The organism is Vibrio sp. B1ASS3 (assembly GCF_905175355.1).
GTDB classification, from domain to species: Bacteria; Pseudomonadota; Gammaproteobacteria; order Enterobacterales; family Vibrionaceae; genus Vibrio; species Vibrio owensii.
This window is the reverse complement of sequence record NZ_HG992743.1, coordinates 912,649-937,864: the sequence shown is the minus strand read 5'-3', so window position 1 is coordinate 937,864 and position 25,216 is coordinate 912,649. Positions and strand designations below refer to the sequence as shown.

Here is a 25,216-nt window from a genome sequence, read left to right as displayed (position 1 = left end):
AAACCTCTATGCCAATGCCTTGCTTTCTGACAAGGTGTTCAGCTCAAAGATAGGCAGTGCTTTATCACCGACAAGCCAACATTTTTGACCTAGGCCGACAAACAGTTCACTTTCACCTAATTGTCTCCAATCTGTTTCTCGGCCAAGTTTTTGCGCGTCGGTAATGGAATCAATGTAAGTCAGAGGCATATGCCCCTCACCTTCACCCAAGCCTTCAATGTCAAACTCAACAGGTCGCCAGATGTGTTCAAGCATTGAGCTCGCTTGCTTTATGTCTAGATGTTTAATGTTTTTGATCGGCACCAGAAAGTAGTTACCTGCCGTCGAGAAAAGTTCGATGTATCCGGATAAACGATCGTCAATATCTCTTACATCCTCAAACTCTCGAGTTCCTTGTAGGAAAGGCTTTTGCTCTCGCATGTTTTCCAGTGACTGAGCGAGTTCATAGCCATGGTCAAACTCTTCATTTTTGATGGCTAAATTAAGGTCTACAACAAGCTCGTTGGCCTGCTGATCAAATTCAATAAACTGTGCAGTGGCAGCCCCACCAGTAAAGTCTTTTCGCGCTTGTGCCGCTTTCACCATATGACGTAACTGACTCGCACCAGATAAATATTCAGGGAACAATTTTATCGACTGTATGAGCTGATCGTCAGCACGTTCAAAATCACCGTCAATACACAACAGTTCAATAAAAGAACTGCGTAACCCTGCATCTTTTGGTGAAGCTTTAATGTCTTCGATAATCAGTGTTATAGCCTGTTGTAAGTTGCCCTCAGAAAGCGCATTTTTCCATGTTTTCATTGTCTTCCCTTACACCACTTTTTCTGGTGATAATTCCGTAATAAGTTTGACTGCCGACACCATCTGGTCGAGTTGAAAATGAGGCCGTAAATGAACCACCGAATAATAGTGTCCGGGGGAGTCACGTTTTTCTTTAACGCTGATGTTTGCCTCATTTAAAGGGTACTTTGCCCTGAGAGATCCCCTCATAATTTCCCCAAAACGTAACCATGTGTGAATAGATTTTGAGTAAGCAGGGTTGCAGCCACGAGTGAGTCTTCCCTTGTTATTGTGTAGCCAGAATGCCGCAAAACTTCCATGCCTAAGCGAACTGTTGAGAGTACGTTTCGATTTCTGACTGTGTTAGCCTGGAAGTGCTTGTCCCAACCTTGTTTCTGAGCATGAACGCCCGCAAGCCAACATGTTAGTTGAAGCATCAGGGCGATTAGCAGCATGATATCAAAACGCTCTGAGCTGCTCGTTCGGCTATGGCGTAGGCCTAGTCCGTAGGCAGGACTTTTCAAGTCTCGGAAGGTTTCTTCAATCTGCATTCGCTTCGAATAGATATTAACAAGTTGTTTGGGTGTTCGAATTTCAACAGGTAAGTTAGTTGCTAGAATCCATGGCTCCTTTGCCGACGCTGAGTAGATTTTAGGTGACGGGTGGTGACAATGAGTCCGTGTCGAGCGCTGATTTTTTCGGCCTTTAGAGCGAGATTTATACAATAGAATTTGGCATGAGATTGGATTGCTTTTAGTCAGCCTCTTATAGCCTAAAGTCTTTGAGTGACTAGATGACATATCATGTAAGTTGCTGATAGGTTTCCAGTTTTCCGCTCCTAGGTCTGCATATTGTACTTTTCCTCTTACTCGACTTAACCAGTACCAACCCAGCTTCTCAACGGATTTATACCATGGCACTTTAAAGCCAGCATCACTGACAATGAGCGGTGTGGTGTTACTCGGTAGAATGCTCGCAAGGTCGGCTAGAAATTGGTCATGAGCTTTCTTTGAACATTGCTCTGAAAGCGGGAACGCTTTCTCATAAAGAGTAACAGAACGACCGTGTAGTGCGACTGAAGCTCGCAATACCATAAGCCGTTTTTGCTCACGGATATCAGACCAGTCAACAAGTACAATGGGCATCGTATTGCCCGAACAGATAAAGCTAGCATGCCAACGGTATACAGCGAGTCGCTCTTTGTGGAGGTGACGATTACCTAACAATCGGTCGATTCGTTTGATGTTATGTTTTGTTCTCGCTTTGGTTGGCAGGTTACGGCCAAGTTCGGTAAGAGTGAGAGTTTTACAGTCAAGTAAGGCGTGGCAAGCCAACGTTAAGCTGTTGAGTCGTTTTAAGTGTAATTCGGGGCAGAATTGGTAAAGAGAGTCGTGTAAAATATCGAGTTCGCACATTTTGTTGTCTGATTATTGATTTTTGGCGAAACCATTTGATCATATGACAAGATGTGTATCTACCTTAACTTAATGATTTTGATAAAATCATTAGGGGATTCATCAGTACTTTGCCCTCAGTTCATCCGAAGCTTCGTCAGAGGCTGTTGTGTATTGATGAAGCCACTTTTGGAAGTCTCGTTGGATTGAATCTGCATCTTGATAACCACCGATTTTGTCTCGCCCCATGACCTTTATGTAATGGGCGATTCGTGAAACACAAAGCGTGTATTGCAGCATCGAGGTCAACTTGGCGTTCATAGTGATATGCTGCTCTTCGAATTGTCTTGGCTTATAAATGGACACGCTGGATGTCATCCCCACCATGTAGGTTTCTGCAACCGGTGACATGGTGATAAATCCACAATCCGATATTTCTTTTTCTTTGCGCTCTGAAACTTTTAAGTTCAAAGGACTTCTATCACGGGTACTTTTGCTAGTGAAATGCACTGAACTTCGCGTGGGCGCTAAAATTGTTCCTTGTGTGTAATCTCCTTGCTTAACGCCCCTCATGTGAGTAAACCAGCCATGTTCTTGATACGTTCGAATCGCAATCGCAGCGAAACAAAACGCAGCACTTCCCCACTGCAATTCGCGCTCAGAATCATTGATCGCTTCTTCGAAATCAAACCCTTCAATACGAGAACCGTCTCTGGTATAAGGCAAGCGAAACAGCACGTTTGGTGCAGCAATACCGAGGAATTTAGCATCTTCCGATTCTCGTAATTTTTGCCATTTTATGTACTCAACTTGTTCAAACTGAGCACCGATATCAGTGGTCGATGACAGCTCTGAAAATCGATTAACACCAAACACACTTGGCTGCGCAGACAGAATGAATGGACTGAATGCCGCTGCCGCAGTTTGCGCAACCTTACTTAACACCGTTAAATCTCGATCAAAGTGATTTTTCGTTGGGTCATGTCTTAGTTCATAGTCACCTATCACCACCCCAAAAGGCTCACCACCCGGCATGCCATATTCATTCTGATACAACAATTTAAACAGCGCAGATTGATCAAACTCGATGGCTTTCAGTGCATCTTTGCTGACCTCATCCCATGTTGCAGAAAGAACTTTTATCTTCACAGGCTCACTGGATTGGCTGGCAGTTTGCTCACACAGATAGCGAACACCTAACCATGATTTTTCCAATGCTTGAAACACTTGATGATGAATAATCTCATTCAATTGCTCTTCCAATATTTGGTCAATCTGATCGATTGCCATCAACACGCTATATTGAAAATCATCAACAGTTGAACTTTTTGTTCCCTCTAGCCAAATTTTTGCCGAATGTATTGAATCTACTGACTCGACAAACTGAGTAACCCAGTGACTATCAAGTTCCGCACACCCAAGTGGACTGAACTCGTGTTTCAGTTCACTTGGGTCTAAGAAATTCAATGTCATATCGTTAGCCATTCCAAATCGTCATTTTTAATACTCAATCTCTATCCCCAAGCGTGGAAGGAGTGGTTGACCCAAAGGCCAACCACCTATTATTTAACCACCCGATTGAGGGATCTTTGCGACCAAGCGTAGTGACGTGGTCAACTCTTCCATTTGCAGCCAAGGCTTCAACCATGCCACAGCATTGTAGGAACCTGGCGCACCCGGAATTTCTTTCACTTGAACACGAGCATCGGCAAGTGGGTATTTCGCACGGATTTCTTGACCACCACCTTCTGAGGCATTCACGTAGCTTAAGATCCAACGGTTTAGCCACGACTCCACGTCTTCAGCTTCCATAAAGCTACCAATCTTATCGCGTGCCATGACCTTCAAGTAATGAGCAAAACGTGACGTTGCCATCATGTAAGGTAAGCGTGCTGAAATGGCCGCATTCGCAGTCGCATCAGGAGAATCGTGATTAGCTGCTTTTTGGCAGGTTTGTGCACCAAAGAAAACCGCGTAGTTGGTGTTCTTATAGTGGCACAAAGGAAGGAAGCCAAGTTTACCTAGTTCCGCTTCACGTCGGTCCGTAATGCCAATTTCTGTCGGGCATTTCATATCCGGGTCGCCGTCATCGCTCATGAAGAAGTGCGTCGGTAGGTTATCTACTCGGCCACCACCTTCTGCACCACGAATAGCGGTACAGAAGCCATATTTCGAGAATGCATCGGTTAGCTTCGCGCCCAGCACATAAGAAGAGTTCATCCAACAGTAATCATTATGTTCAGCATTCGTTGCTATACCCGACACTGAGTCAACGTCAAACTCTTCAAAGCCAAACTCTTCCACCGGCGAAGTTGCTTGTCCATAAGGCAAACGCGCCAGTACTTTAGGCATGGTCAAGCTTACAAAACGAGAATCTGCGCTTTCACGGAAAGAACGCCATTGAGCATATTCCAGTGATTCGAAAACTTTGTCCAAATCGCGAGGTTTAGAAAGCTCTGTCCACTCATCAAAACCAAACAATGCAGGTGAAGCCGCAGATAAGAATGGAGAGAAACCAGACGCGGCCACATTCGACATTAAACGAAGTGATTCAATGTCTTCTGGGTGGTTGGTAAATTCGTAATCACCAATCAGTGCACCATATGGCTCACCACCGGCACTGCCGAATTCCGACTCATAAACTTTTTTGAAGATCTGGCTTTGGTCAAACTCAACCGCTTTGCTCAAATCTTTATGAAGTTCTTTCTTCGTCATGCTGATCATGCGAATTTTCAATGTCGAGCTGGTATCTGAGTTCATGACTAAGTAGTTCAAACCACGCCAAGATCCTTCAAGTTTTTGCAGTTCTGGGTGGTGCATGACTTCGGACAATTGTTCAGAAATCTGACGATCAAGTAAGTTGATCGCTTCACGGAAAGTCACGGTTAGGTTCTTATTCCACGAGACCGTGCCTTTCATTGCTTCTTCAGTTAACGTCTTAATCAGCTCTTCAGCACGTGAAGCTTCTGTTTGCTTTGTTGCGCCAATCGCTTGCTCTAGAAAAGAGGAAGTCTGCTCACCAACGGTGGGATCAAGCTGCTTTTCAATTTGCGTTGTCATCACTTCACCCCCTCTGGATTATCCGTTGGGTGAGCGTCACCTAGTTTTAGCTCGCCTGCCAGCTTGGTTAAGTTATCCGTGTTGTTTAAGACATCTTCAAGGATATTTTCCAACTCTTCTGAACGATCCACCTTGGTCATTAGGTCACGTAGCTTATTGCGTGTTTCCATCAACTGGCGCAGTGGGTCAACTTGATTAACGATCGCTGCTGGCTCAAAGTCTTGCATCGACTTGAAGCTCAGATCAACTTCAAATTGAGAGTCATCTTTCGCGAGTTTGTTGGCAACCTTAAACTTAACCGATGGGTTCATTTTCTTAAGAACGTCATCGAAGTTATCTCTGTCGATCTGAATAAAGCGACGGTCTTTGAGTGGCTTCAGCGCTTCCGTATTTTGTCCTGCGAAATCGCCCATTACACCAACAACAAAAGGAAGCTCTTTTTTCAGCGTTGTTCCTTCAGTTTCAACATCATAGGTAATGTGAACACGAGGCTTCCTTACTCGTGACAGTTTCGAGTGGATACTCGTCATACCGTTCTCCCTTTCTTAATTTTCATTTTGTTCTGCTATGCCAACTAAACGGAAATAGCTTCTCTTTGCATCTCCGTCGGAGATCAATTCCGCCAGTAATTCCGGCAGAGGCATTCCACACCAACGAATGATTTGTTCGATGGAGTAAGAAACTGGTGAATGAGGCTCACTTTCTCTAAAGAAGTCTGCCACCTTTTGTAACTGCTCAATCGCTTGCTCACGCGATTGCATGTTTGTCATCAATAAAGCGCCGTTTTGCCCCTGTACCGTTGGTGCTTCCTGCTCCTCAGTCGGATCGAGCTGAATAACTTCAGTCACTTCTGATGGAGTTTGAAAACGAACTCCCAACAGATGCTTTAATGCCGAATGTATTGAATCTAGTTTTTTGGAAATGTATGAGCTTGGGGTAACATCCCCAACCGCATCATCAAGCTTTTGGCTAAATTGGCCAAACGCAGCCATCGCAAACTCAAGGTCAGAGATAAGTTCACGATAAAACTCGTCAGATGTAGATTTCACCGTGTCGTTAATCTTGGACATTTCAACAGCACCCTGCTCGACCTTATAGCGGCGCTTGTCTTCATCAAGTCTCTCTAGCTCAATCGCTTGCTGATATTCCCAAAAGGCGTACGGTTGCTCTACCCCCATGTCAGTAAGGGGAATGGACGCTAAAGGAAAAATCAACGTTCCTTCACTATCGATGCCATTTAGGCCAATAATGGAAGAGATACGCGTCTCCATCCCGTCTTCATCAGGCATTGGATACAGTTGTTCCCAAAAATTGTCGATGAAGTTTGAGGCAATTTCATAGCCAACCCCCATGCCACGAAATCCATAAAGACGCGTGAGGGCCTCAATTAACCATGCAACAAATTCTAAGTCTTTTGATTGATGAGAAAGAATGTCCGGAACTTCGTCAATAAAGACACGCCACAAATTAGTGTGCGTTAATATGCTCTCTTCTTCGATAATCGCATTACGCTCAGCATTGCGTGCCGCCATTCGACTGTCTTTTAAACGGTAGTATGCTGATTGAGGTGACACGTCTTCGCGTGGGTCTACACCTGTTGGGCGCTCTTCTGATACTGGCAATAGAATCGGAGCCAACCAATCGAATACTCTGCTAGAGTCAGATACACTTTTTGAATCAACCATTCGACTTGCTCCTCAAGAATACTGGGATAGTGGCATCGTCTTGTGTTCGTCCGTCTAACTCGCTTCTCTCACAACAGGCTTTGATCAAAGCACACGTGACATTGTCACTCGCACCTCTCACTAATGCAGAATGCATCAAAGCTAAGCCCGCCTGATTAACCGAGTCTGCATAAAGTGTCTTGTGCATCTCGTCGTTGGTTAGTTCTTTTGATAATCCATCACTGCACAAAAGAAATTGGTCACCGTCTGCAAGCTGGCCTGATACTTGGTCTATCGTGACAATTTCGTCCACACCAATCGCTCGTGTAATGACATTGGCCAGTGGATGTGACTCTACATCCTCAAAAGCCAATAGACCTTGCTCAACCAAATCCATGACTTGACTGTGATCTCTGGTTTTTTGGGAGAAGCGACCTTCTCTGAGTTGATAGATGCGGCTGTCTCCTACCCATAAACAGTGGAAGTAGCCATCTTGCATAAACAATAAGACAAGAGTCGTTCCCATGGTTTTGCCCTCTAAGTGGGCTTGTGCGTAATCAAAAATCTCTTTGTTTGCTTGCTGGACAACCGTTCTTAGTTCATCGATATTCGTCGTTTTGCTGTCTTTGATATGGCGAGCGATACGATCCACTAACATCTGACTCGCAATATCCCCCGCACTGTGTCCACCCATTCCATCCGCTACAACCCAAAGTCCAGCTTCAGACATCTCAAGCAAGGCATCTTCGTTATAAGGTCGCACTTTGCCTGGGTGCGTCTTAGCAAAAGTAAAGTAATTCCAATTCATTCTTCGCTTCCTACCAGTTCCACTTTTGCCAATTGCCGTCTAGCATTGCTGAATATTGTCCTATCGAGGGCAAGCCAGATGTCACCAACATGCACGGTTCGATGTTGTCCGAGCCGTCTGTCCACCAAAAGCAAGGCGTTTTGTAACCCTTACCAATCATTCGATTCAAAAGGTTGCTCACTGATAGCTGCGACGAATGCTGATAAATGGCGGAAAGTTCACTTTCATAAACCATCGTTGGAACTTGGCTTACGTCTGCTTCTTCGGTTGGTAGATTGTCAGAGTCTGTCAGTCCTTGTGCCCACGCATCGAAAACAAATTCATCACTCAATACGGCAACTGCAAGGTCCTGACTATGCTGTGTCCAGTCACTCTGTTGCCAGTAGTTCACCGCAGGTCCCTGTACTGCGCGCGCCACCGTAAAAAAGAAATAACGACCTGACGAATCCACACTCGGAATGACACTGCCGATATAAGTGGCGTCTTCCATGTAAGAAACATCGAGCGCAAAATGCCAGATAGGAGCAGTCAAAAAATACTCACTCCAGCTTTCTCCCAATTGCTCACGGCTAACGGCGATCACTGCTTGCTGCCAGTCGTGCCAACGACCAGTAAATTCTTGGGACAAACCGTCTTTAACGAAATCCCCTTTAGCCGGCATTTTTCCTATGTATCCCCAAGAAGAAGTTAAAGCGTTTGTGGACATCGGAACCTCTCCATTTCATTTGACCAGAATGGGTTTACCGTGCTCGAAGGGATCAGCTCCAACTGAACTTTATTACCATTGAGATCAATCATCACGATGTTGTCTTTCCGTGACTCCGGACGTGCTTTAAGTGATTGGTCTAGCAATCTAAAGATGCCCCATTCACCCTCATATGTATGGGCAATTTCTCGCTTTGATTCCGGCGGCGTAAATACGATTCGGGTTTGATCTTGACCTGCAGGCCAACTCAACGATTTAGCACGTGCTGGGCCATGTTTATAAACGAGGTCTTGTTCACCTAACTCAAATACAAAGCGAGTGATGTGTTGGTCTAGATAGACTGGCTTCATTCCAAACTCCACTCTCAGCGAGTTATCAGATTCAAAGAACGTTTGTCTAATGCGCTTTGCTTGTTGAAACACCGCTAATGTTTCAGGTCTCACACCAATTTCTTTCTCAAGTTTCCAGCGTCTAGAGGAGGTGTCCACAAATGGTTCAAGATACTCTTTAAAGAAAGAGTCCATCGTTCCGCCGTAGCCGAAGAAACGTTTAAAATCTTTAAGTCGCACTTCCTTGGCCGCATTTGAAACAAAGGGATAACGTCCTGCGATAGAGCGACGATACGGTTTTACTACTTGCGTTTGCCACAGCTGGTTTAGGTGGTCTTTAGAACCACTCTCAGCAAATTTCACTGACTCTTGAGACAACTTACCTAACCATTGATTAAATGGCTTTGGTAGCAACTCTCGCGCCCGCTCAAAAGAAGCTGCTACATCTTGGGTAACCGTTCCATCCAGGATACTCTTGTAAGCAATTTTTTGATTGTTCCCCGAGCTTGATAGATCAGACAAGTAAGAACGCAGATTAACCATTGCTTGCTGAATGTCGTCAAAATCTTGCTCATCCAAACGTAGAATTTCAGTAAAGTGTTGCTCCACTTCTTTCCCGGGCAAGGCTACGTTAAATGCATTTTCCTCAGGTAAATACAGATCGAGCTTGTCAGCCGTATTTGAAAACTTCACCTTTGCTACATTTCCCGCAACCTCAGAGGCGGCTTTTTGGTTTTCTGACAAAGCCACTTTCGTTAAGCCCACTTCTTTTTGAATCGCACGCAGTAGTGATTCAATTGGCCTTTCGACACCAGAGAGCACCCTCGCCTGAGCGGAAGCCAACTCTAAACTTGGCGCCTGTTTAAGCTGGATGTCTTCAATCAGGTTTTTCCACTCATTGATATAATCTTGGTAATAGCGCTCTTGTACACCTCGAATAGCGCTTGCATGGTCAATCTCATGCGCTTTTAAATCGTCCCCATAGACCCAGTTTTCCTCCATCAAACTTTTTACCGTGCGGTTAATTTGAATTTGAAAAATGCTATGGAATCCGTTGTAAGTGTAAAAACCGGAAATACCTTGCGATAGTGGCTTACCACTGTTTCGTTCGAACTGATCTAAACCTTTCGGTCCTAGAACGTCAGTCAACCTAAATGAAGGCACATGGCTTTTCGCAAACTGCAACTTCATACGTTGGTAAGCACGTTCCGGCAAAGACATTTGCGTTAAGACTTCTCGAGCCTCCGCTACCGATGATTCGTCGTAAGAAAGCCCTCGCTCATTGCTGTCCAGCAAGTTTCGAGTGTGCGTCATTAAGCGCTCTCTTAGCACCTCATTAAGTACACCTGGGTAATGACGTTCATAGTAGAAACCAAACCAACTCAGAACTTCCTCTTGCTGATATTTATTTGGGTTAAACAGCATCAAATAAGTTTTGAGTGTTTCGTATAGATATTGACGATGCTCTTGGTTCCCTTCCATTTCAGAGACAAGACTCTTAAGTACCATAGGGGCAAAGTGCTTATTTAACGCAGAGGTATAAGCGTTGTTCGCCGCTTGAGAGACCTTATCCCCTTGATATAGGCCAAACTTTTTGATCGCCGTTTCGTCTTCATAATCGCTTTGTTTACCGAGCGGTAACATCATGATGCGATCAAGCGTTTCTATTGCACTGATAATATCTGAATCAAAGTCCAAGCTATCCGCGCCTATCATTGCGTTGATATGGTCAGTCTGCTTATTGGTTTGATTAATAAGGTTCACGTTCCACTGGTAACTGGTGAACCAAACGCCCGTGGCACCGGCCAGTGCTACTGCACATCCGATATAAACGCCTCGATGAAGCCAACTAGACTGTTTTTGATAATGACGATTCACAGTACCAAGCAATTGCTCTTTGAAAATCACACGATCAAACAGGTTTTTGACAAAATAACTATCAGAACTTCGACTGCTCATTGATAGCCCAAGCTTGCCAAGCCCCAACCCACTTGTGGACTCATTCATTAAACGGCTAACAGGGATCCCTTCTTGAACTGAACTCACCATAAACACACCACGGATGAGAGTCGGTTCTTCAAAGCTGTTTTGAGCAAAAATATCGGTTAGAAACTCGTCTAAATTGGCCTGCAGTACACGCAGTTGTTTTGGAAACTCAAAGATAAGCGCACGCTTATCAAGATCATCTTCAGTTTCAAGAATCCTCAACATTCGAGCATCAAGACGTTCTAATAGGTGATGAAACTCTTTATTAAAAAGAGAAATAACGCCTTTCTCATCCTCGCAATCTTGAGGGAACATAAAACCAAAGAGATCGTCTCGCTCTTCTTTACTCAAGTCAGAAAAAAACTCATTGAACCCTGCGACGAGGTCCATCTTAGTAAGCAGTACGTAGATTGGAAATTGCATGCCCAATTGATTTTTCAACTCTTGTAAACGAGCCTTAATTGCTCTTGCGTGCAAGCTGCGCTCAGTGCGAGTCTGCGACATCATGCTGGCCAAACTCACCGTCACGATAGCGCCATTGATTGGCCTCTGGGTTCGGTACTTTTTAAGTAATCCAAGGAACCCATGCCAAGCTTTTGAGTCGACCTTTTCCTGACTGTCTTGCGTGGTGTAGCGCCCTGCAGTATCAATTAACACCGCTTTGTTCGCGAACCACCAATCGCAATGTCGAGTGCCACCAACCCCAGCGACCGAATCTGTACCCATTGACTCAGCCAAAGGAAATTCCAATCCAGACTGCTTGAGAACAGTTGTTTTACCCGTACCAGGAGGACCAATCAAAACGTACCAAGGCAATTCATAAAGGCTGCGTTTCCCTTTATGCGTTTTAGTCACGAGTTTAATTGCCTTTTCAATCCTATCTTGCAAGACATTGATTTCAGAAGCGGCTTCTTTATCCGATTGAGAGTCAACTTCTAACAAAGTCTGAATACTCTCGTCTTCTTTTACTTTTTGCTTGTGTTGTTTCGTAAGATTGAAGATCCCCCAAACGAAAACCAACACTAAAATACTGACGAGACGTTGAAAATCCGTCTTTAACGGTTCATAACCTGCGACGGTAATTAGGGGCCCAACAGCCCATATAAAGATTGAACAAGCTGCGACACCAACTAAGCCGATAAACCAGCGTTGAGTAAAGATTTTGCCTACTTCTCGGATACTCATTTATCTCACTTTCCTTAGTTCGCAACCATTAGATCAATTTCGATACGGCGATTAAGCGCTCGGTTCTCGTCGCTAGTGTTATCTACCAACGGCCTCGCATCCCCTAACCCCTCAGGCAACACACGTCCTTCTAACGCACTATTCGCGATTAACTGCTCAGACATCGCGGTGGCTCTAGCCAAAGAGAGGTGCCAGTTAGAAGGATATTTGCTGGTAAAAATTGGCTTGTCATCGGTATGTCCTGCGACCAAGATTTTCCCTTCTGTCGCCTCTAAGGTTCGAGCCAATTTGGATATCACGGGCTGAATGTATTCAACAACCTCGGCACTTCCAGACTCAAAGAGATCTTGAGCTTTGATGGAGATTCGAACTCGATCTGGAAGCGCGTCGACCGTGACTAAACCTTTACTTATTTCTGTCGCGAGATACATGGAAACACGTTCAGCAATATCGGTAACTTGAGAATCAGTTTGAGCCGTTGACTCGACTTGTGCCGGAGCGATCAAGTTGATTAAGTTGGTAAAGGTTTGGTTGGAGGCTTTGTTTAGGTCATAACTAAAGTACATAAAAATACACACCAACAAAGCAAGTGTGACTGAGCAAACAACCCATAAAGGCGCTCGTTCAGAGATTTGCGCACCATTAAGAAGACGGGCTTCAACATTATCATTCAAGCCTTGTTGCAGACCTCGACCATGATTTTTGAGCGTCGCCATCACCTGCTTTCTCAAACGACGATGCGCTTCGAGTCCGTTCTTCTCTAATCGATATTGACCGACAAAGCCCAAGGACAAGCAAACATACATTAACTCAAGAAGATCTATATGAGACTCAGGAGAAGAGATACATTTCTCAAGGTGTTGATAAAATGCCTCACCACCTTGGCTGCTAGAATAAAACGACGTTAATAATGAATCGTGACTCCAAGCTGATTGGCTACCCCAATTTGTATTCAATACCGCTTCATCAATAGCACAACACAAACAGTAACGTGCCGTATCTATCGTTTCTAAGTTAATGTTTTTCTGTCGTAGTCGATTCTCGTAATCTCTTAATTTCTGCGCTAACGTTTCTTTTAAAAAGAACACATCAGAGTGCATCGCCGTTGCTCTTATCTGACCAATGATAGAAAGGATGCCATTAGCTTCCGCCAGTATTGGGTTAGTGCCAAAGGCGACTACCGTGTCATTGTTCACAACCTCGGTGCTTTTTGAAATCACCACGGTACTGTCTGCCGATTGTGGCTGAGATACTTTAGCGCTTACTGGCCTTCCGCCTGGCGTTGGCTTAATAATTGTCTGTTCCATAGTGACGTCACCCGTTATTGGTTAATGCTCCAAAGCTCAATATCTGCATTTGGAAATTGGCCAGATAACTGTAGAGCGATGCCTCCACTCTCTTTTAGCCTATTCCAGAAAGGTCCTTTTTTGATGACTTCAAAATAGACGTACCCGGTTTGATAAGGAATCTGCCTCGGAACGACATTGAGTGGCGCAACATTGATGCCATTGATCTGGTTGTTAATGAGGTCACGAATTTGTTCTGCTGGCCCAAACTTAAGTTGCGTAGGTACCAATCGTCTAATCTCTTCGGTGCTCGTATCAGCCTTAACAGCCAATACGAACTGACTGGAATCAAGTAGTCGCTTGTCTGGTAATGGTGTGACGTGTATACCGAGTTGGCGAGCCTCTAACGGTAACTTATTAGCGGTCTGGTCGAGTACAACGCTTAAATATTGGCTTAACACTTGGTTAAGTTCCTGAACAACAGGAGTCAGGTTTATATGATCATAATCAGACAACGCAGGGATACGTTTCGTCTTGCTTGAAAATGTCGAGAGTTCGCCGACGTAGCCCTTCAATAAAGTAATAAGCTCGAGCGGATGAATTTGATCTAATTTTCCTAGGTGCTTAAGAACCATCTCATATCGGTTTAGCATTTGTAGCATGATGAAGTCCACCGCTGATGCAGAAGCCATCTTTCCTTGAAGCAGGCGTTGAGATACAACATCTGCACGAATCTTAGTCATTGCGGAGACGTTTTTAAGACAGTTCATCATGGCTTGATCATTAAGCGCATTTAGGTTCGGTGGCGTGAATTCATCATCCAAGATAACGACGCCTTCACTTGTTACCCCTTTAACTTTTAGAATGGGCAATTCAACAAAACCAGAAAGCTTTTCATTATTCGCTTTCAACGCCATGTTCAATGATGCGACTTGAATACACTCTTCGTCTTGACCTGTCTGAACATCAATAACATCAATATCTTTCAACAAATATCGCGACACCAAGCCTTCGCTAACATCAGCGACCATTTTCTCTTTCAAGCTCTTCGCCGGCACGGTTAGCTTAACGAGCGTGTCTTGCGTACCTTTTTCAATGCTCAAAGGGCTGAGCTCAGCGCTCGTATTCTGTAGTTGGACGACCGTCATATCAGGCAGAATTGCGTCTATACTCTCAACTTCCACCAGCCCTTCTTTAAGACTGTTTGAGTTAACACGGACTTTGTAAACGCCCCAATTATAGGGGTGTTGAAAGCGATTTAGCCCCTTGAATTCTTGTTCAATCGCACGTTCGCTTTGCTGAAAATGTTGAGGACGTAAAAACATCCCCTCACACCATGCTGTGCGGGAGTAATGTGTCATGATTTTATCGCCAATCAAGATTAGTTAACGAACAAAGACAAATCGTCTAGTTGAATTTGGTAGGTGTTGTACCCAGTTTGATCAACCTTAATCACCTGTCGCCAATTTGAGTTTTCTATATCTCGAAATGCAGCAACTAAGCCAAGATATTTCGTCTTAGCAGACATACTTGCGTGATAAACCTCTTCTTGGCCAGGCGTTAGCGATATCTCATACTTGTTCACTAAATCTGGCCCCAAAACCGTGTCGTAGTTTTCATATATTGAAAAGAAATCTTGGCTTTCAAACACCGTCGAAGAAGTGAGCTCAAACACATAAATTACGACTGGGGAAGGTCTACCATTGAATCAGGGTTGATGTTATGTTTTGCAGCTAGCTCTAAATCAGCGTAAGGGGCAACCACAAGGTTTGCAGCGGAGCAGCCCGTAAGCAGTGCAGTAAAAAGTAGAACTAGAGTTTTCATTATCGATTTCATCATCATCCCTTAAATTTTAGTTTTTAGCGCGCTTTCATAATGCTTTGCAAAATCTTCTAAATAAAATGGCGATTCTTTATTTATAACTTCATCTGTCAATTGATGATGAATACCTTCAAATTTTTTCCAACTGCATGCATATTTTCTCGCCGGAATTAATTTATTTAAGACACTATCATTGGACATCGCATCAGAATAAATCGTTGCTGGCTCTACTAATGACATAACACTTGATACAGTACCTTCGACACCTTTCATTAAGGCACGCTCATGATTTTCAATATCAAAGAACGCCTCTTTTATCGCAATATCAGCGCGCATAAAACTTGCCGATTGACGATTATATAAATTATGAATTGCGTCTTCTAAATTAGCCGAGAACTTTAACGGGTTGTTTTCAGATTTTCTAAACGCCGTATGATTCAAACGATTATTTTGTTTAAACTCAGCACGATTGTGTAATGTTTCCATTAAGCCTAATAGCATCAGGGAAAACGATTGACCTAACTGCTCAAACCATTGCTCACTGCCTTCATCTGGGACCATATTAGGATTGATACCTAAACCTCTAATAAAAGCCTGTGCATTTTTCTCATCGAACTCATGTGAGATTGGAGTATGAGAAGGTAGTTTTTCTTCTTCTCGGTCATCTTGAGAGTGAGATGTAGGTGCATCTAAAAAGTCATCCATGAGACCGATATCTAGTTGAAACTCGGAAGAAACGCTCTCTTTTAATAGATCTGAGGCATTCAAACCAAAGTTGTCGTGAGCCAAGTTTTCAATAGCCACTTCCTCACCTAATTCATTGATTTTATTAGCCTCATTTAAAGAGTCGTCAATTCGACGCTCTTCAAGGTTGACTTGAATTTGATAATCGCCGAGGGTCACTACATCACCATGATTCAGTGCTAATTCATTTCCTTGACCAACAGGGCTGACTGCGTTGTTTACAAAAGTGCCATTAGTGGAGAGGTCTTTAATCAAATATTTGTCACCAAACTTGATCAACTCTCCATGCTTACCTGAAATGACTCTTTCAGGGTCTGGCAACGTCCAATCACACTGTTCTGAGCGACCAAAACTGACTTTCTCATGCTCGCCTGTCGCGTCAAAAATGAATTCGTTGTCTATCTCTGGTGTGAACTTATGAAAGCTCGTAATGGTTAAAACCAACGTCATGTAAACCTCGCCAAAGGAACTGCTTAATATATAAATTTAGTTCTTAATAGTTAGGCGACATCTTATTAACACTAAAGTTAATAATGCCCAATCAAATAATAATTAGATTTCACGAACGTGAATAATGAATTAAATTTACAGCAAAGCAATCGAGGATTATTACCCAGAACAAAATATACAACGAGGTTCAAATTTTTGACGCTAAATTTTTCATTCGTCAAAAAACCGATGTTAGCTTTACCGAGAAATCAACATTTAACTATTTTTCATTAGTTGATGAATTATATATTCACACCATCATTTTATATGGAGCCTCGTGATGGACGACCAAAGTAAAAACAATTCTATAAATAAAGATTCAAATGGTGATAAAACAAAAATTGTAAAGACTCAAAAAAGAGAAAATACAAACGACAAGATGGGCAATATAAATAATGAAGGCTCAGCCCAAAATAATAATGAGACAAATACAAAAGTGTCTCATAATCAAAACACTATTCCACCAGTGGGTAACCCTCACTCTAACTTCGAGAACAGCGCTCATAAAAAGGGTCCTGATTCTTTACTCGGTGAGACAATCAAAAACCGGTATGAAATCGAGTCTTTAATTGGTCATGGTGGTTTGTGTGACGTCTTTTTAGCGAAAGACAAGATCCTCGAATCGTCCGGTTCTGATACTCCATATGTCGCACTTAAAGTTCTCCAGAATGAGTATGCCTCGCAGCCTGAGACCGCACGCATGCTGATTCGTGAAGCACAACAAACTCAGAAATTAAGCCACCCGAATATTATCCGCGTTTACGACTTCGGTGTTGATGGCGACATTTATTTCCTTGTTATGGAGTACGTTGATGGTGAAACTTTGGAAGGGCTAATTCAACGCTCTCGACCGGACGGGTTAAGATACAACGCTGCCCTATCGATTCTTAATCAAACGCTGGACGCGTTGTCGTATGCGCATTCACTCGGCGTCGTTCATGCCGATTTAAAACCTGCCAACGTCATCCTCACGTCTGAGGGAAAAGTGAAACTGTTAGATTTTGGTGTATCAAAAACTCAGCAATTAAAACATGACCAATACGCCGCTAAGCGGAAGTCCCAAGATACAGACACACTTGGCTATACACCAAATTATGCGTCACTAGACATTTTGTCGGGTAAAGAGCCTAAATTCAGTGACGACCTTTTTGCCTTCTTCTGTATCACTTTTGAACTTTTAAGCTGCAAGCATCCTTATGGCCGTACCCCTGTCGACGAAGCGTTGAAGAAAGGTATTAAAGTGAGGAAGCCAACTAATTTACCCTTCTCAAAGTGGAGTCTATTCGCTAATGCTTTTGCGACAGGAATCGTGCCTCAAGGCTTGAACTGTGTTGACATAAAAGCGCGACTCAATACAAACCGTTGGCCTTTGTACTCTGGTATTGCCACTAGTGTCGCTTTATTGGCGGCACTTGGCATGTTCTATCAACAGCAACAAGGTACGATCTCCAAACTAAACCTAGCACTGGCAGAGAAAGAGCAAACGATCGAGTTGGCCGAACAGTTACTAAATACATTACCAGAAGACACAAAAGCGTTAATAGATGACAAACAAGGGCTACATCCTGTGATTGAGGCTGGTTTCCTACGCCTGTATAAGCCTCACCTCTTGGGCGAGTTTGAGTCGAAAATTGATGATGTACTGAATTCCGATGTCACCACTTACCCAAATTACGACCAAATTGAATCTATCTTGCAACAGGCAAAGGTTTACTACCCTGACTCACACAAAATTGAAGTGTTGGCATTGGATATTCAATCAAGTAAACATTCAACGCTTCTTGCGATTGCACGTCAGATAAACAGCCACTTAGAAAAATCTGTTTATGCTCAGGTTGAAGGTGAGAAATCGATCTATGATCTCAAGAAAGAGCTGCAAGAGATCCACCAAGAATACCCATTCACACCAAGCTCTCTGGCTAGTGAAGTATTTGGGCAGCATTTGAATGACGCACTTCAACTGAGAGATGCTGCCGCTTTGGTTACCTTGATTAGGGTTGGAAATACGTTCTTTTCCGAATCTGAAGAACATCAAGAAAACTTGGCTTTCAGCAATGCGATGAAAGATGCCGTGTTGGAAATGAAGTTGTATGAGACAGCCAAAGACAGCACTACCCCACTTGCTTTCCCCTCGGATGCCGCTCGACTTCTCTATCAAGAAGAGTTTGAAGGACTGTACTACCGCCTAAAACAGGCTCGCACGACAGTAAATCTCGATAAGTTAGTAAAAGACATTGATGTGTTTGCCGAGAACTTTCCGCCAGGTTTCCAAGACATTAACGACCTTAGGTTTCAAACTGCTGATAAATACCTTCAGTTTTCCGATATCTTGCTGAATAAACGAAAATCCAAGAGTGCAAGGCGTGCAATGAAAAAGGCGAACGAGCTATTAAAACGGTTAGAAAGTGACGCAGAACAGAGTTAATGACTACAAAAGTTGATGAGGGGCATATCGCCCCTTCTTTGTCGCAAAAACCACTTGCCTTTATGCAAACTGATGACTAACTTTATTTTAGAGTGTGCTAATCCGTATAAATAGGTAGAAGTTTGACCGCAGGGAAGATCGAAGTCGATAACATCAGCATTTTAGTCATTGATGACTGCTCCACATCAGCGACGTTGATCAAGCATCAACTGGTTTCGCTCGGGGCAAAATTGGCAAACATCACTTGTGTGAATAGCGCGCAAGAAGCATTGAACGCGGTGAAAACACGCTTTTACTCATTTATTGTAATGGACTATCACTTGTCGACTAAATTGACTGGGCTTGATTTGATCAATTTGATGAGCCGAGCCAAGTTAATCTCTGACACCACTGCGGTTCTTATGATATCTGGTGATGCAACGCAGGAAACGGTACTAACTGCCCTCTCTGGCCGAGTAAGACACCTTCTTACCAAACCACTTCAAACCAAAGCGTTGAAGAACAAGATGCTTGCTGCATTACAAGAGCAGCATAACCTTACGGAAGTACGTCAATCACTGGGTAAATGTAGTGCTCTAACTCTCGCTGAAGTAGCACGCCTACATAAAAAGTATGCGACGAGCGTTTGTGTGGAATCACTGCTTATCGATACCTTGGTCGAGACTCAGCAGTTTGATGTGCTTGAGAACTTTCTTCCCTTCTGCAATGACAAAGAACACGCGAGCCGGATCTGCGCCGAAGCCTTTCTGCTACATAAACAAGGAAAGATCAGGGAAGCGGTGGACGTACTAGCAAATTATGTCACGCATAACCCTCTTTGTTTGAGAGCAATTGATAATCTCGTTGGTTTATACGAAACACTTGGCCAGCACAATAATGCGTCCATTCTGGCAAACCGAGCGTTTGAGCTTACAACAAGCAGTAGCGCACGTATGGTCACTGTTTCTCGAATAGTGTCTAAGCTTGGACAGATAGAAAGACTATACGAGGTTGGGTATCTGTATGCCTCGAATGTCTCTTCAACTGATACGCTCTGGTTATCTGCAATGAATTCGTATGTTGATTTGATCAGTGAGCACTTCAAGACGCTTTCGAGCGCCAACGAGAAGAAAAAAGTGCTTATAAAACTGAATGAATTTTGCTTACTGGCGGAGAAACAACTGAACCGAAATCAGCAAGTCGATTTAGCGGCCTTCAAGCAAATGATGCAATGCAAGTTGTTGTTGCTTGAAGCGCGACCAGAATACGCGCACAGAAAACTGATGAAGTCTCTCAGCTATTACTATGCAACACCAAATAAAACCCCGTTACCCTTGCTGAAACAAGCGATTCCATTGATGGATTTCTTCGGTGAATTCGCAATTAAACAGAGCTTACTGGCACTACTCGCAGCAAAGTCTGGAGTGCCGATGAAGCAATGCGCTCAAGGAGACAACGACGACAAACGCTTGAGAGATAGGTACCCGTTCTCAACTGAAATGCGTCTCAAAAAACTCTCTGATAACAGCATTGATGCCACAGATATTATATTGGACGAGAGCATTGAGTTTCTTTCTCAGCGTCCTTTACCACCCAATTGGTCTAACTGGCTCAAAGATTACCTATCCGGCTCTTACTCGTCCCAGTTGCCAACCCCTTTTAACCTACAAGCCACACAGTGGAGATGAGCAATGATCAATTTCGAAGTACTCAATACTTATATGGACAATGATGTCGATATTATCTTTGCTGTTTTCTCAACCTATATGGAAGACTACGAAGATGGATTGGAGCGTATTAATCAACTTAACCAAGACCAAAATTGGCCTGAGTTGTTCCTATTGTCACACAGTTTAAAAGGCATCCTTTCAAGCTTTGGAGAGGAGTCGGCAGTATCAGCACTTAACAATATAGAGGAGCACACAAGAGATAATATCGCACCAGATAGCGGGGATCTGGCTATAGTTAATAAAGAGTTGGTTACGATAAACCAACAGATAACTGATTACTTATCTAACATGGATTAGTGACAAAACAATAAAAATTATTACGTTAATTGGAAATGCTAGGCTATGAACAACACAAATTTTAAAGAGTTGATAGATTCGCTTAAGGATCTGACGCCAACTCAAAAAAAATACTTAATAAGCCAGACGCGGCTTTCTTTAGAAGAAAGTGAAGTCCTAAAAAACAAAGACTTACTGACACCTGAAGAGCTCGAATTATTGCTTGCTGTAACAAACGCAAAATGAAAGACCGATAGAGGGAGCTAGACGCGACCACTACGGTTTTTCAAATTCTGAATCAGAGGGGTTAGCTGTGCTGACCCCTTTTTCATGGTATCTGCGTTAGAGTTCGATGATTGCCAACATATCTTCACCATCTTCATCCATACCAACTTCTTCAAAACCAAACTGACTGTAGAAAGGCTTAGCGACTGGATTAGTCGGGTTGTAACAGATCTCGATTTGTTTGAGATTGGGCGCTTGTTTGATTTCTTCTATTGCCAGTTTTAATGCAACTCGCCCTATCCCTTTGTTTTGGTGTTTGGCATCGACCATAAAACGCCAAATAGAAACTTTATCACTTGCTTCATGAACCCACATGAAAAAACCAACGGCTTCCTCGTCTAGATAGATTGCACGAACTACATGGCCTTTATTGTAGAAAGACTCCACCAGCGACCACATGTTGCATGCTACAAATTCTTCTTGTGGTTTCGTTACGTCTAAGTCGCAGACGAGTTCATAGTTTTGTTTCGTAACCTCTCTCAGAGAGATATTCATGGCATCCTTTCCTTAATCATGTCTAATTCGATATTTTCTATGATGGTTAGTACATATACCCCAACCAATCGAGTGCACCCTTTGTCACTATTTGACCACGCAATGGTTTCACATAAAGGTCATTAAGCCTTTCTTCTGCGACGCCATAATTTTTGTGTTCGTGCACTCTCATCCAAGTCGCCTCTACCTCTAAACACTGAAATCCGTTTTTTAGATAAAGCGAAGGATCGTCAGCCACAAGAATGATGAAATCAACGTCTTTGTCTTGGGCATACTCTGTAACACGAGTAAGCATTGTTGAAGCGAGCCCTTTCCCTTGGAAATCAGTATCAACGCATAAATCGATGATCCCCAAGACTTTGATTGGCTCTTCATTCAAGTTCATAACTCGATAGTCCAGCCCCATATAACCAATCAGCTTTGTACCTTGAAACTCAAGAGCACGATAATGAGGTAACTGCTTGTAATAAGATCGGTCTGACTGATGCTCGGGAAATGCGGCATTTCGCAAATGCTTGATGGCTAGATGCTCGGCTGGGCTTAAATCTAGCTCTGGAACAATGTTCATTGGTACGTTCGACCGTTATGTTTCAACCAACCACCTTCATGGCGTCCTTGTGGATCGTGGTGCGTCCAGTGCAAAACACCACCTTTTGAATTCCATTCATATTCACCATTAAATTCAATACGGTCGCCAACGTTCAGATTCGCAACTCTTGGAGCCAAGTCAATATTGTGAGCAACCAAAAGCGTTTGGCGGGACTCTAACTTAAGGATGAATTTTTGATGTTTCGAGCCAACGTTATCATCTCGTAACACACGAATGACTACACCAGAACCTCGAACTTGTACATCGCTTTGCTGCGACTGATAAGCTTGCTTCAATACTTGGTCATTCGCCATTGATACACTCGGTATTACAGCCAAACTGCCGAGTATTAATGCCAATAGAAACTTACTTTTCTTCATAGTTTGTTGCCTTGTATTTCTCTAAATTCTGGTTTGAGTTTTTGATTAAGCACCACCCGCTTGTTGGATTTCTTCTAGCTCTTTGATATCGATTTGATCGACTTCTCGATTGAGGATTCGTTTGTACTCAACGAGAGAACTCGCATTGATGACAGGCAAAGTGAGCCCATGAAAATCGCGCTGTACGGATTCGGCCAAATTAATATCAAGCAATACCCATTGCTGGTTTGAGGTGCTGAAAATCTTCGTCCCCGGAGTCAATCCAATTTCGATTTTCTGGTTTTCATAAATCAGTTGAAGGTATTCTAAGTCCCACCCTTCTTCACAGTAGTGTTTAAGCGGTTTACTTACAAAAGGTTGAAAGAACGGTAGAAGCGCATGTACATCCTCTTTTTCTATATAGAGGTCAATGTCAGCAATAGGCCGAGAACCACCGTGAAGGTGGGCGGCGAAACCTCCGACAATCTGGTAACGAATATCTTGCTTATCCAGTATTCCTTTCAGCCAAGACATTGCACGATACACTGATTCATTCATCCGCTGTCCTTTTGTTTTCATTAGTATGCATTCAATCCAATAATCAATTACTGTAAGTAATTTATATTAAAAATAAAAGGTTAAAGTGCCTCGCGCTTTTACTTCGATTAATGAGCCACCAAAATGATCAAATACCCTACGATCTCGATAACAAAATATTATACAAACAATAATCAATGATAATTTCATGTTTGCATGAAATGCCTTTATCTTTAGCTTCAACAACGTTGCTTGTTGAAATGCCTTTGTCACTCCGACATCGCCTCACAAGCCGAGATAAGAAGGTTAAATATGAAATTTCTTCACACTATGATCCGCGTGGCTGACCTAGATAAGTCTATCGAGTTTTACACCAAAGTTCTTGGTATGAGCGAGCTTGATCGCTTCGAAAACACAGAATACCGCTACACACTCGTGTTTGTCGGTAACGCAGACCAACCAGGCAGCGCGACGATTGAACTGACTTACAACTGGGACACAGATAGCTATGACCTAGGTAATGCGTTCGGTCACATGGCATTGGGTTGTGAAGATATTTACGCTGCATGCGACAAAATCAAAGCACTTGGTGGCAATGTCACTCGTGAACCAGGTCCAATGAAAGGCGGTGAAACGCATATCGCATTCATTAAAGACCCTGACGGTTACCAAATCGAATTGATTCAAACAAGCAAATAACGAGGTTAGTCATGAAAGATACATTATTTCAACCTGTGCAACTTGGTTCTCTAACGCTTCAGAACCGTATCGTTATGCCACCAATGACTCGCTCTCGTGCAAGCCAACCTGGCAACGTTGCAAACGACATGATGGCTGAGTACTACGCACAGCGCGCATCTGCGGGTTTGATTGTTGCAGAAGGCACACAGATTTCACCTATGGGTCAAGGTTACGCTTGGACTCCGGGTATTTACAGCCAAGAACAAATCGCAGGTTGGAAAAAAGTCACTGACGCTGTACATGCAAAAGGCGGAGCGATCTTCGCTCAGCTTTGGCACGTAGGCCGTGTAACTCACCCTGACAACATCGGTGGTGAGCAACCAATTTCTTCTTCTGCACTAAAAGCAGAAAACGTGAAAGTGTTTATCGATAACGGCACGGATGAGCCTGGTTTTGTTGACGTGGTAGAACCACGTGAGATGACGAAAGAAGACATTAAAGTGGTTATCGAAGAGTACCGTCAAGCGGCATTGAATGCGATTGAAGCTGGTTTTGATGGCATCGAGCTGCACGCAGCGAACGGCTATCTTGTAAACCAGTTTATCGATTCTGAAGCAAACAACCGCACAGATGAATACGGTGGTTCAGTTGAAAACCGTCTACGTTTCTTGGGTGAAGTGGTTGAAGCGATGACTCAAGCGATTGGTGCTGAGCGCGTTGGTGTTCGTCTTGCTCCGTTTACGTCACTAAATGGTACTGTAGATAAAACTCCAGTAGAAACTTACACAGCTGCTGCGGCACTGCTTGATAAGCTAAACGTTGTTTACATGCACATTGCAGAAGTAGACTGGGATGACGCACCAGATACGCCTGCTGAGTTCAAAACAGCTGTTCGTGAAGCTTATAAAGGCACCATCATCTATGCTGGTCGCTACAACACAGAGAAAGCGGCTGAAGCTCTAGAAAGTGGCTTGGCAGATATGGTTGGCTTTGGTCGTCCGTTCATCGCGAACCCTGACCTACCGAACCGTATCAAGAACGATTACCCGCTAGCGGCTCACGATCCTGCGACGCTGTTTGGTGGTAACGAAAAAGGTCTGTTGGATTACCCAACTTATCAAGCAAACTAAATCGTTGAGCTAGCTTAGTTCAGCTTAATTAGTTAAATAGGCAAGTTGAATAGACAAAAACCCCGCAGATGAGTTTGAATGCATCTGCGGGGTTTCTTTTTTTAGCGCCCAGTGTTGCCTGACATTATGGTTTGGGTATTGAAAGGCGTTCTAACGACGCTGACAAGAAGTGCAACCACGACAAGCCGAGCGTGTGGTTTTATCCAACAAACTTCGCTGCACTTTGCAGTATGCGTTCTTTAATGCACGGCGAGCCGCAAACCAATCTTCAGGCTTAGTCAGAATCAAATAGCCATTGAAGCGCTTCACTAACTCCACTCTGTGTTTATCAATAAAGCGGCTGTCAAAACCAATATCGAAGTAATCCAAAGCTTCTTCGATACAAGTAAAGCTAGCAATCTTGGCTTGAATATCGTTTTGGCTCATAGCCTCGTTTCTGAGTTTGTTCACTTAGCTCCGAGTATAAAAACTTCCA

General features: G+C 43.4%; 23 protein-coding genes and 2 pseudogenes. 6 read left to right on the top strand and 19 right to left on the bottom strand.

What is annotated here, in order from left to right:
* Nucleotides 1-6 precede the first annotated feature (6 nt).
* The 14 genes and pseudogenes from KJB05_RS22675 to tagH all read right to left on the bottom strand — a co-directional run bounded on the left by KJB05_RS22675 (nucleotide 7) and on the right by tagH (nucleotide 16,216).
* A complete protein-coding gene (locus KJB05_RS22675; protein WP_208446211.1) occupies nucleotides 7-804 on the bottom strand; it encodes a type VI secretion system accessory protein TagJ in 798 nt (265 codons plus the stop codon).
* Nucleotides 805-813: 9 nt separating this feature from the next.
* A pseudogene (locus KJB05_RS22670) lies at nucleotides 814-981 on the bottom strand (type VI secretion system contractile sheath large subunit); the annotation flags it as partial.
* Between the two features lie 8 nt (nucleotides 982-989).
* Complete coding sequence (locus KJB05_RS22665; RefSeq protein ID WP_001352368.1) at nucleotides 990-2,198, bottom strand: IS4-like element ISVsa5 family transposase; 1,209 nt, start codon at nucleotides 2,196-2,198, stop codon at nucleotides 990-992.
* Nucleotides 2,199-2,300: 102 nt separating this feature from the next.
* Nucleotides 2,301-3,662, bottom strand: coding sequence for a type VI secretion system contractile sheath large subunit (tssC, locus tag KJB05_RS22660; protein WP_244142961.1), 1,362 nt, complete (start codon nucleotides 3,660-3,662; stop codon nucleotides 2,301-2,303).
* A gap of 81 nt (nucleotides 3,663-3,743) precedes the next feature.
* A complete protein-coding gene (tssC, locus tag KJB05_RS22655; RefSeq protein ID WP_208445928.1) occupies nucleotides 3,744-5,237 on the bottom strand; it encodes a type VI secretion system contractile sheath large subunit in 1,494 nt (497 codons plus the stop codon).
* Entirely contained in the window at nucleotides 5,237-5,767 is a 531-nt protein-coding gene (gene tssB, locus KJB05_RS22650) for a type VI secretion system contractile sheath small subunit (protein WP_005426987.1), read from the bottom strand. The genes tssC (KJB05_RS22655) and tssB overlap by 1 nt, the downstream gene beginning before the upstream one ends.
* A gap of 15 nt (nucleotides 5,768-5,782) precedes the next feature.
* Nucleotides 5,783-6,922 (bottom strand): type VI secretion system protein TssA, encoded by a 1,140-nt coding sequence (gene tssA, locus KJB05_RS22645; RefSeq protein ID WP_208445927.1) that lies wholly within the window; start codon nucleotides 6,920-6,922, stop codon nucleotides 5,783-5,785.
* On the bottom strand, nucleotides 6,915-7,709 hold the full coding sequence (locus tag KJB05_RS22640) for a protein phosphatase 2C domain-containing protein (RefSeq protein WP_208445926.1): 795 nt from the start codon (nucleotides 7,707-7,709) through the stop codon (nucleotides 6,915-6,917). The genes tssA and KJB05_RS22640 overlap by 8 nt, the downstream gene beginning before the upstream one ends.
* A 10-nt stretch (nucleotides 7,710-7,719) precedes the next feature.
* Nucleotides 7,720-8,415 (bottom strand): type VI secretion system-associated protein TagF, encoded by a 696-nt coding sequence (tagF, locus tag KJB05_RS22635; RefSeq protein WP_208445925.1) that lies wholly within the window; start codon nucleotides 8,413-8,415, stop codon nucleotides 7,720-7,722.
* A complete protein-coding gene (gene tssM, locus KJB05_RS22630; RefSeq protein WP_208445924.1) occupies nucleotides 8,397-11,915 on the bottom strand; it encodes a type VI secretion system membrane subunit TssM in 3,519 nt (1,172 codons plus the stop codon). The genes tagF and tssM overlap by 19 nt, the downstream gene beginning before the upstream one ends.
* Nucleotides 11,916-11,929: 14 nt before the next feature.
* A complete protein-coding gene (gene tssL / locus KJB05_RS22625) occupies nucleotides 11,930-13,222 on the bottom strand; it encodes a type VI secretion system protein TssL, long form (protein ID WP_039985830.1) in 1,293 nt (430 codons plus the stop codon).
* A gap of 14 nt (nucleotides 13,223-13,236) precedes the next feature.
* The gene (gene tssK, locus KJB05_RS22620; protein WP_208445923.1) at nucleotides 13,237-14,562 is read right to left on the bottom strand and encodes a type VI secretion system baseplate subunit TssK; all 1,326 of its coding nucleotides are present in this window, start codon (nucleotides 14,560-14,562) and stop codon (nucleotides 13,237-13,239) included.
* Between the two features lie 20 nt (nucleotides 14,563-14,582).
* Nucleotides 14,583-15,037: pseudogene (gene tssJ / locus KJB05_RS22615) on the bottom strand (type VI secretion system lipoprotein TssJ).
* Between the two features lie 9 nt (nucleotides 15,038-15,046).
* Nucleotides 15,047-16,216 carry a type VI secretion system-associated FHA domain protein TagH gene (gene tagH / locus KJB05_RS22610; RefSeq protein ID WP_208445922.1) on the bottom strand — a complete coding sequence of 390 codons (1,170 nt, stop codon included), beginning with the start codon at nucleotides 16,214-16,216 and terminating at the stop codon, nucleotides 15,047-15,049.
* A gap of 319 nt (nucleotides 16,217-16,535) precedes the next feature.
* Here tagH and KJB05_RS22605 point away from each other — a divergent pair, with 319 nt between their 5' ends.
* The 4 genes from KJB05_RS22605 (at nucleotide 16,536) to KJB05_RS22590 (ending at nucleotide 20,911) form a co-directional block, all read left to right on the top strand.
* Nucleotides 16,536-18,680 carry a serine/threonine-protein kinase gene (locus KJB05_RS22605; protein ID WP_208445921.1) on the top strand — a complete coding sequence of 715 codons (2,145 nt, stop codon included), beginning with the start codon at nucleotides 16,536-16,538 and terminating at the stop codon, nucleotides 18,678-18,680.
* A gap of 122 nt (nucleotides 18,681-18,802) precedes the next feature.
* A complete protein-coding gene (locus KJB05_RS22600) occupies nucleotides 18,803-20,347 on the top strand; it encodes a response regulator (RefSeq protein WP_208445920.1) in 1,545 nt (514 codons plus the stop codon).
* Nucleotides 20,348-20,350: 3 nt separating this feature from the next.
* Nucleotides 20,351-20,686, top strand: coding sequence for an Hpt domain-containing protein (locus tag KJB05_RS22595; RefSeq protein WP_020196294.1), 336 nt, complete (start codon nucleotides 20,351-20,353; stop codon nucleotides 20,684-20,686).
* Between the two features lie 45 nt (nucleotides 20,687-20,731).
* Nucleotides 20,732-20,911, top strand: coding sequence for a hypothetical protein (locus KJB05_RS22590; RefSeq protein ID WP_009705290.1), 180 nt, complete (start codon nucleotides 20,732-20,734; stop codon nucleotides 20,909-20,911).
* 96 nt (nucleotides 20,912-21,007) lie between these two features.
* On the opposite strand, the gene KJB05_RS22585 is transcribed toward KJB05_RS22590, so the two are convergent.
* The 4 genes from KJB05_RS22585 to KJB05_RS22570 form a co-directional block, all read right to left on the bottom strand.
* A complete protein-coding gene (locus KJB05_RS22585) occupies nucleotides 21,008-21,445 on the bottom strand; it encodes a GNAT family N-acetyltransferase (RefSeq protein ID WP_208445919.1) in 438 nt (145 codons plus the stop codon).
* A 46-nt stretch (nucleotides 21,446-21,491) separates the two neighbouring features.
* Nucleotides 21,492-22,013 carry a GNAT family N-acetyltransferase gene (locus tag KJB05_RS22580; RefSeq protein WP_208445918.1) on the bottom strand — a complete coding sequence of 174 codons (522 nt, stop codon included), beginning with the start codon at nucleotides 22,011-22,013 and terminating at the stop codon, nucleotides 21,492-21,494.
* Entirely contained in the window at nucleotides 22,010-22,348 is a 339-nt protein-coding gene (locus tag KJB05_RS22575) for a DUF3465 domain-containing protein (RefSeq protein ID WP_005441369.1), read from the bottom strand. The genes KJB05_RS22580 and KJB05_RS22575 overlap by 4 nt, the downstream gene beginning before the upstream one ends.
* A gap of 111 nt (nucleotides 22,349-22,459) precedes the next feature.
* The gene (locus KJB05_RS22570) at nucleotides 22,460-22,951 is read right to left on the bottom strand and encodes a MazG-related protein (protein ID WP_208445917.1); all 492 of its coding nucleotides are present in this window, start codon (nucleotides 22,949-22,951) and stop codon (nucleotides 22,460-22,462) included.
* A gap of 291 nt (nucleotides 22,952-23,242) precedes the next feature.
* Between KJB05_RS22570 and gloA the strand changes: the two genes are divergently transcribed.
* Both gloA and KJB05_RS22560 read left to right on the top strand, forming a co-directional pair.
* On the top strand, nucleotides 23,243-23,629 hold the full coding sequence (gene gloA / locus KJB05_RS22565; protein WP_010452114.1) for a lactoylglutathione lyase: 387 nt from the start codon (nucleotides 23,243-23,245) through the stop codon (nucleotides 23,627-23,629).
* A gap of 11 nt (nucleotides 23,630-23,640) precedes the next feature.
* Nucleotides 23,641-24,741, top strand: coding sequence for an alkene reductase (locus KJB05_RS22560; protein ID WP_050941227.1), 1,101 nt, complete (start codon nucleotides 23,641-23,643; stop codon nucleotides 24,739-24,741).
* A gap of 150 nt (nucleotides 24,742-24,891) precedes the next feature.
* On the opposite strand, the gene KJB05_RS22555 is transcribed toward KJB05_RS22560, so the two are convergent.
* Complete coding sequence (locus KJB05_RS22555; protein WP_005441361.1) at nucleotides 24,892-25,167, bottom strand: nitrogenase-stabilizing/protective protein NifW; 276 nt, start codon at nucleotides 25,165-25,167, stop codon at nucleotides 24,892-24,894.
* Nucleotides 25,168-25,216 lie beyond the last annotated feature (49 nt).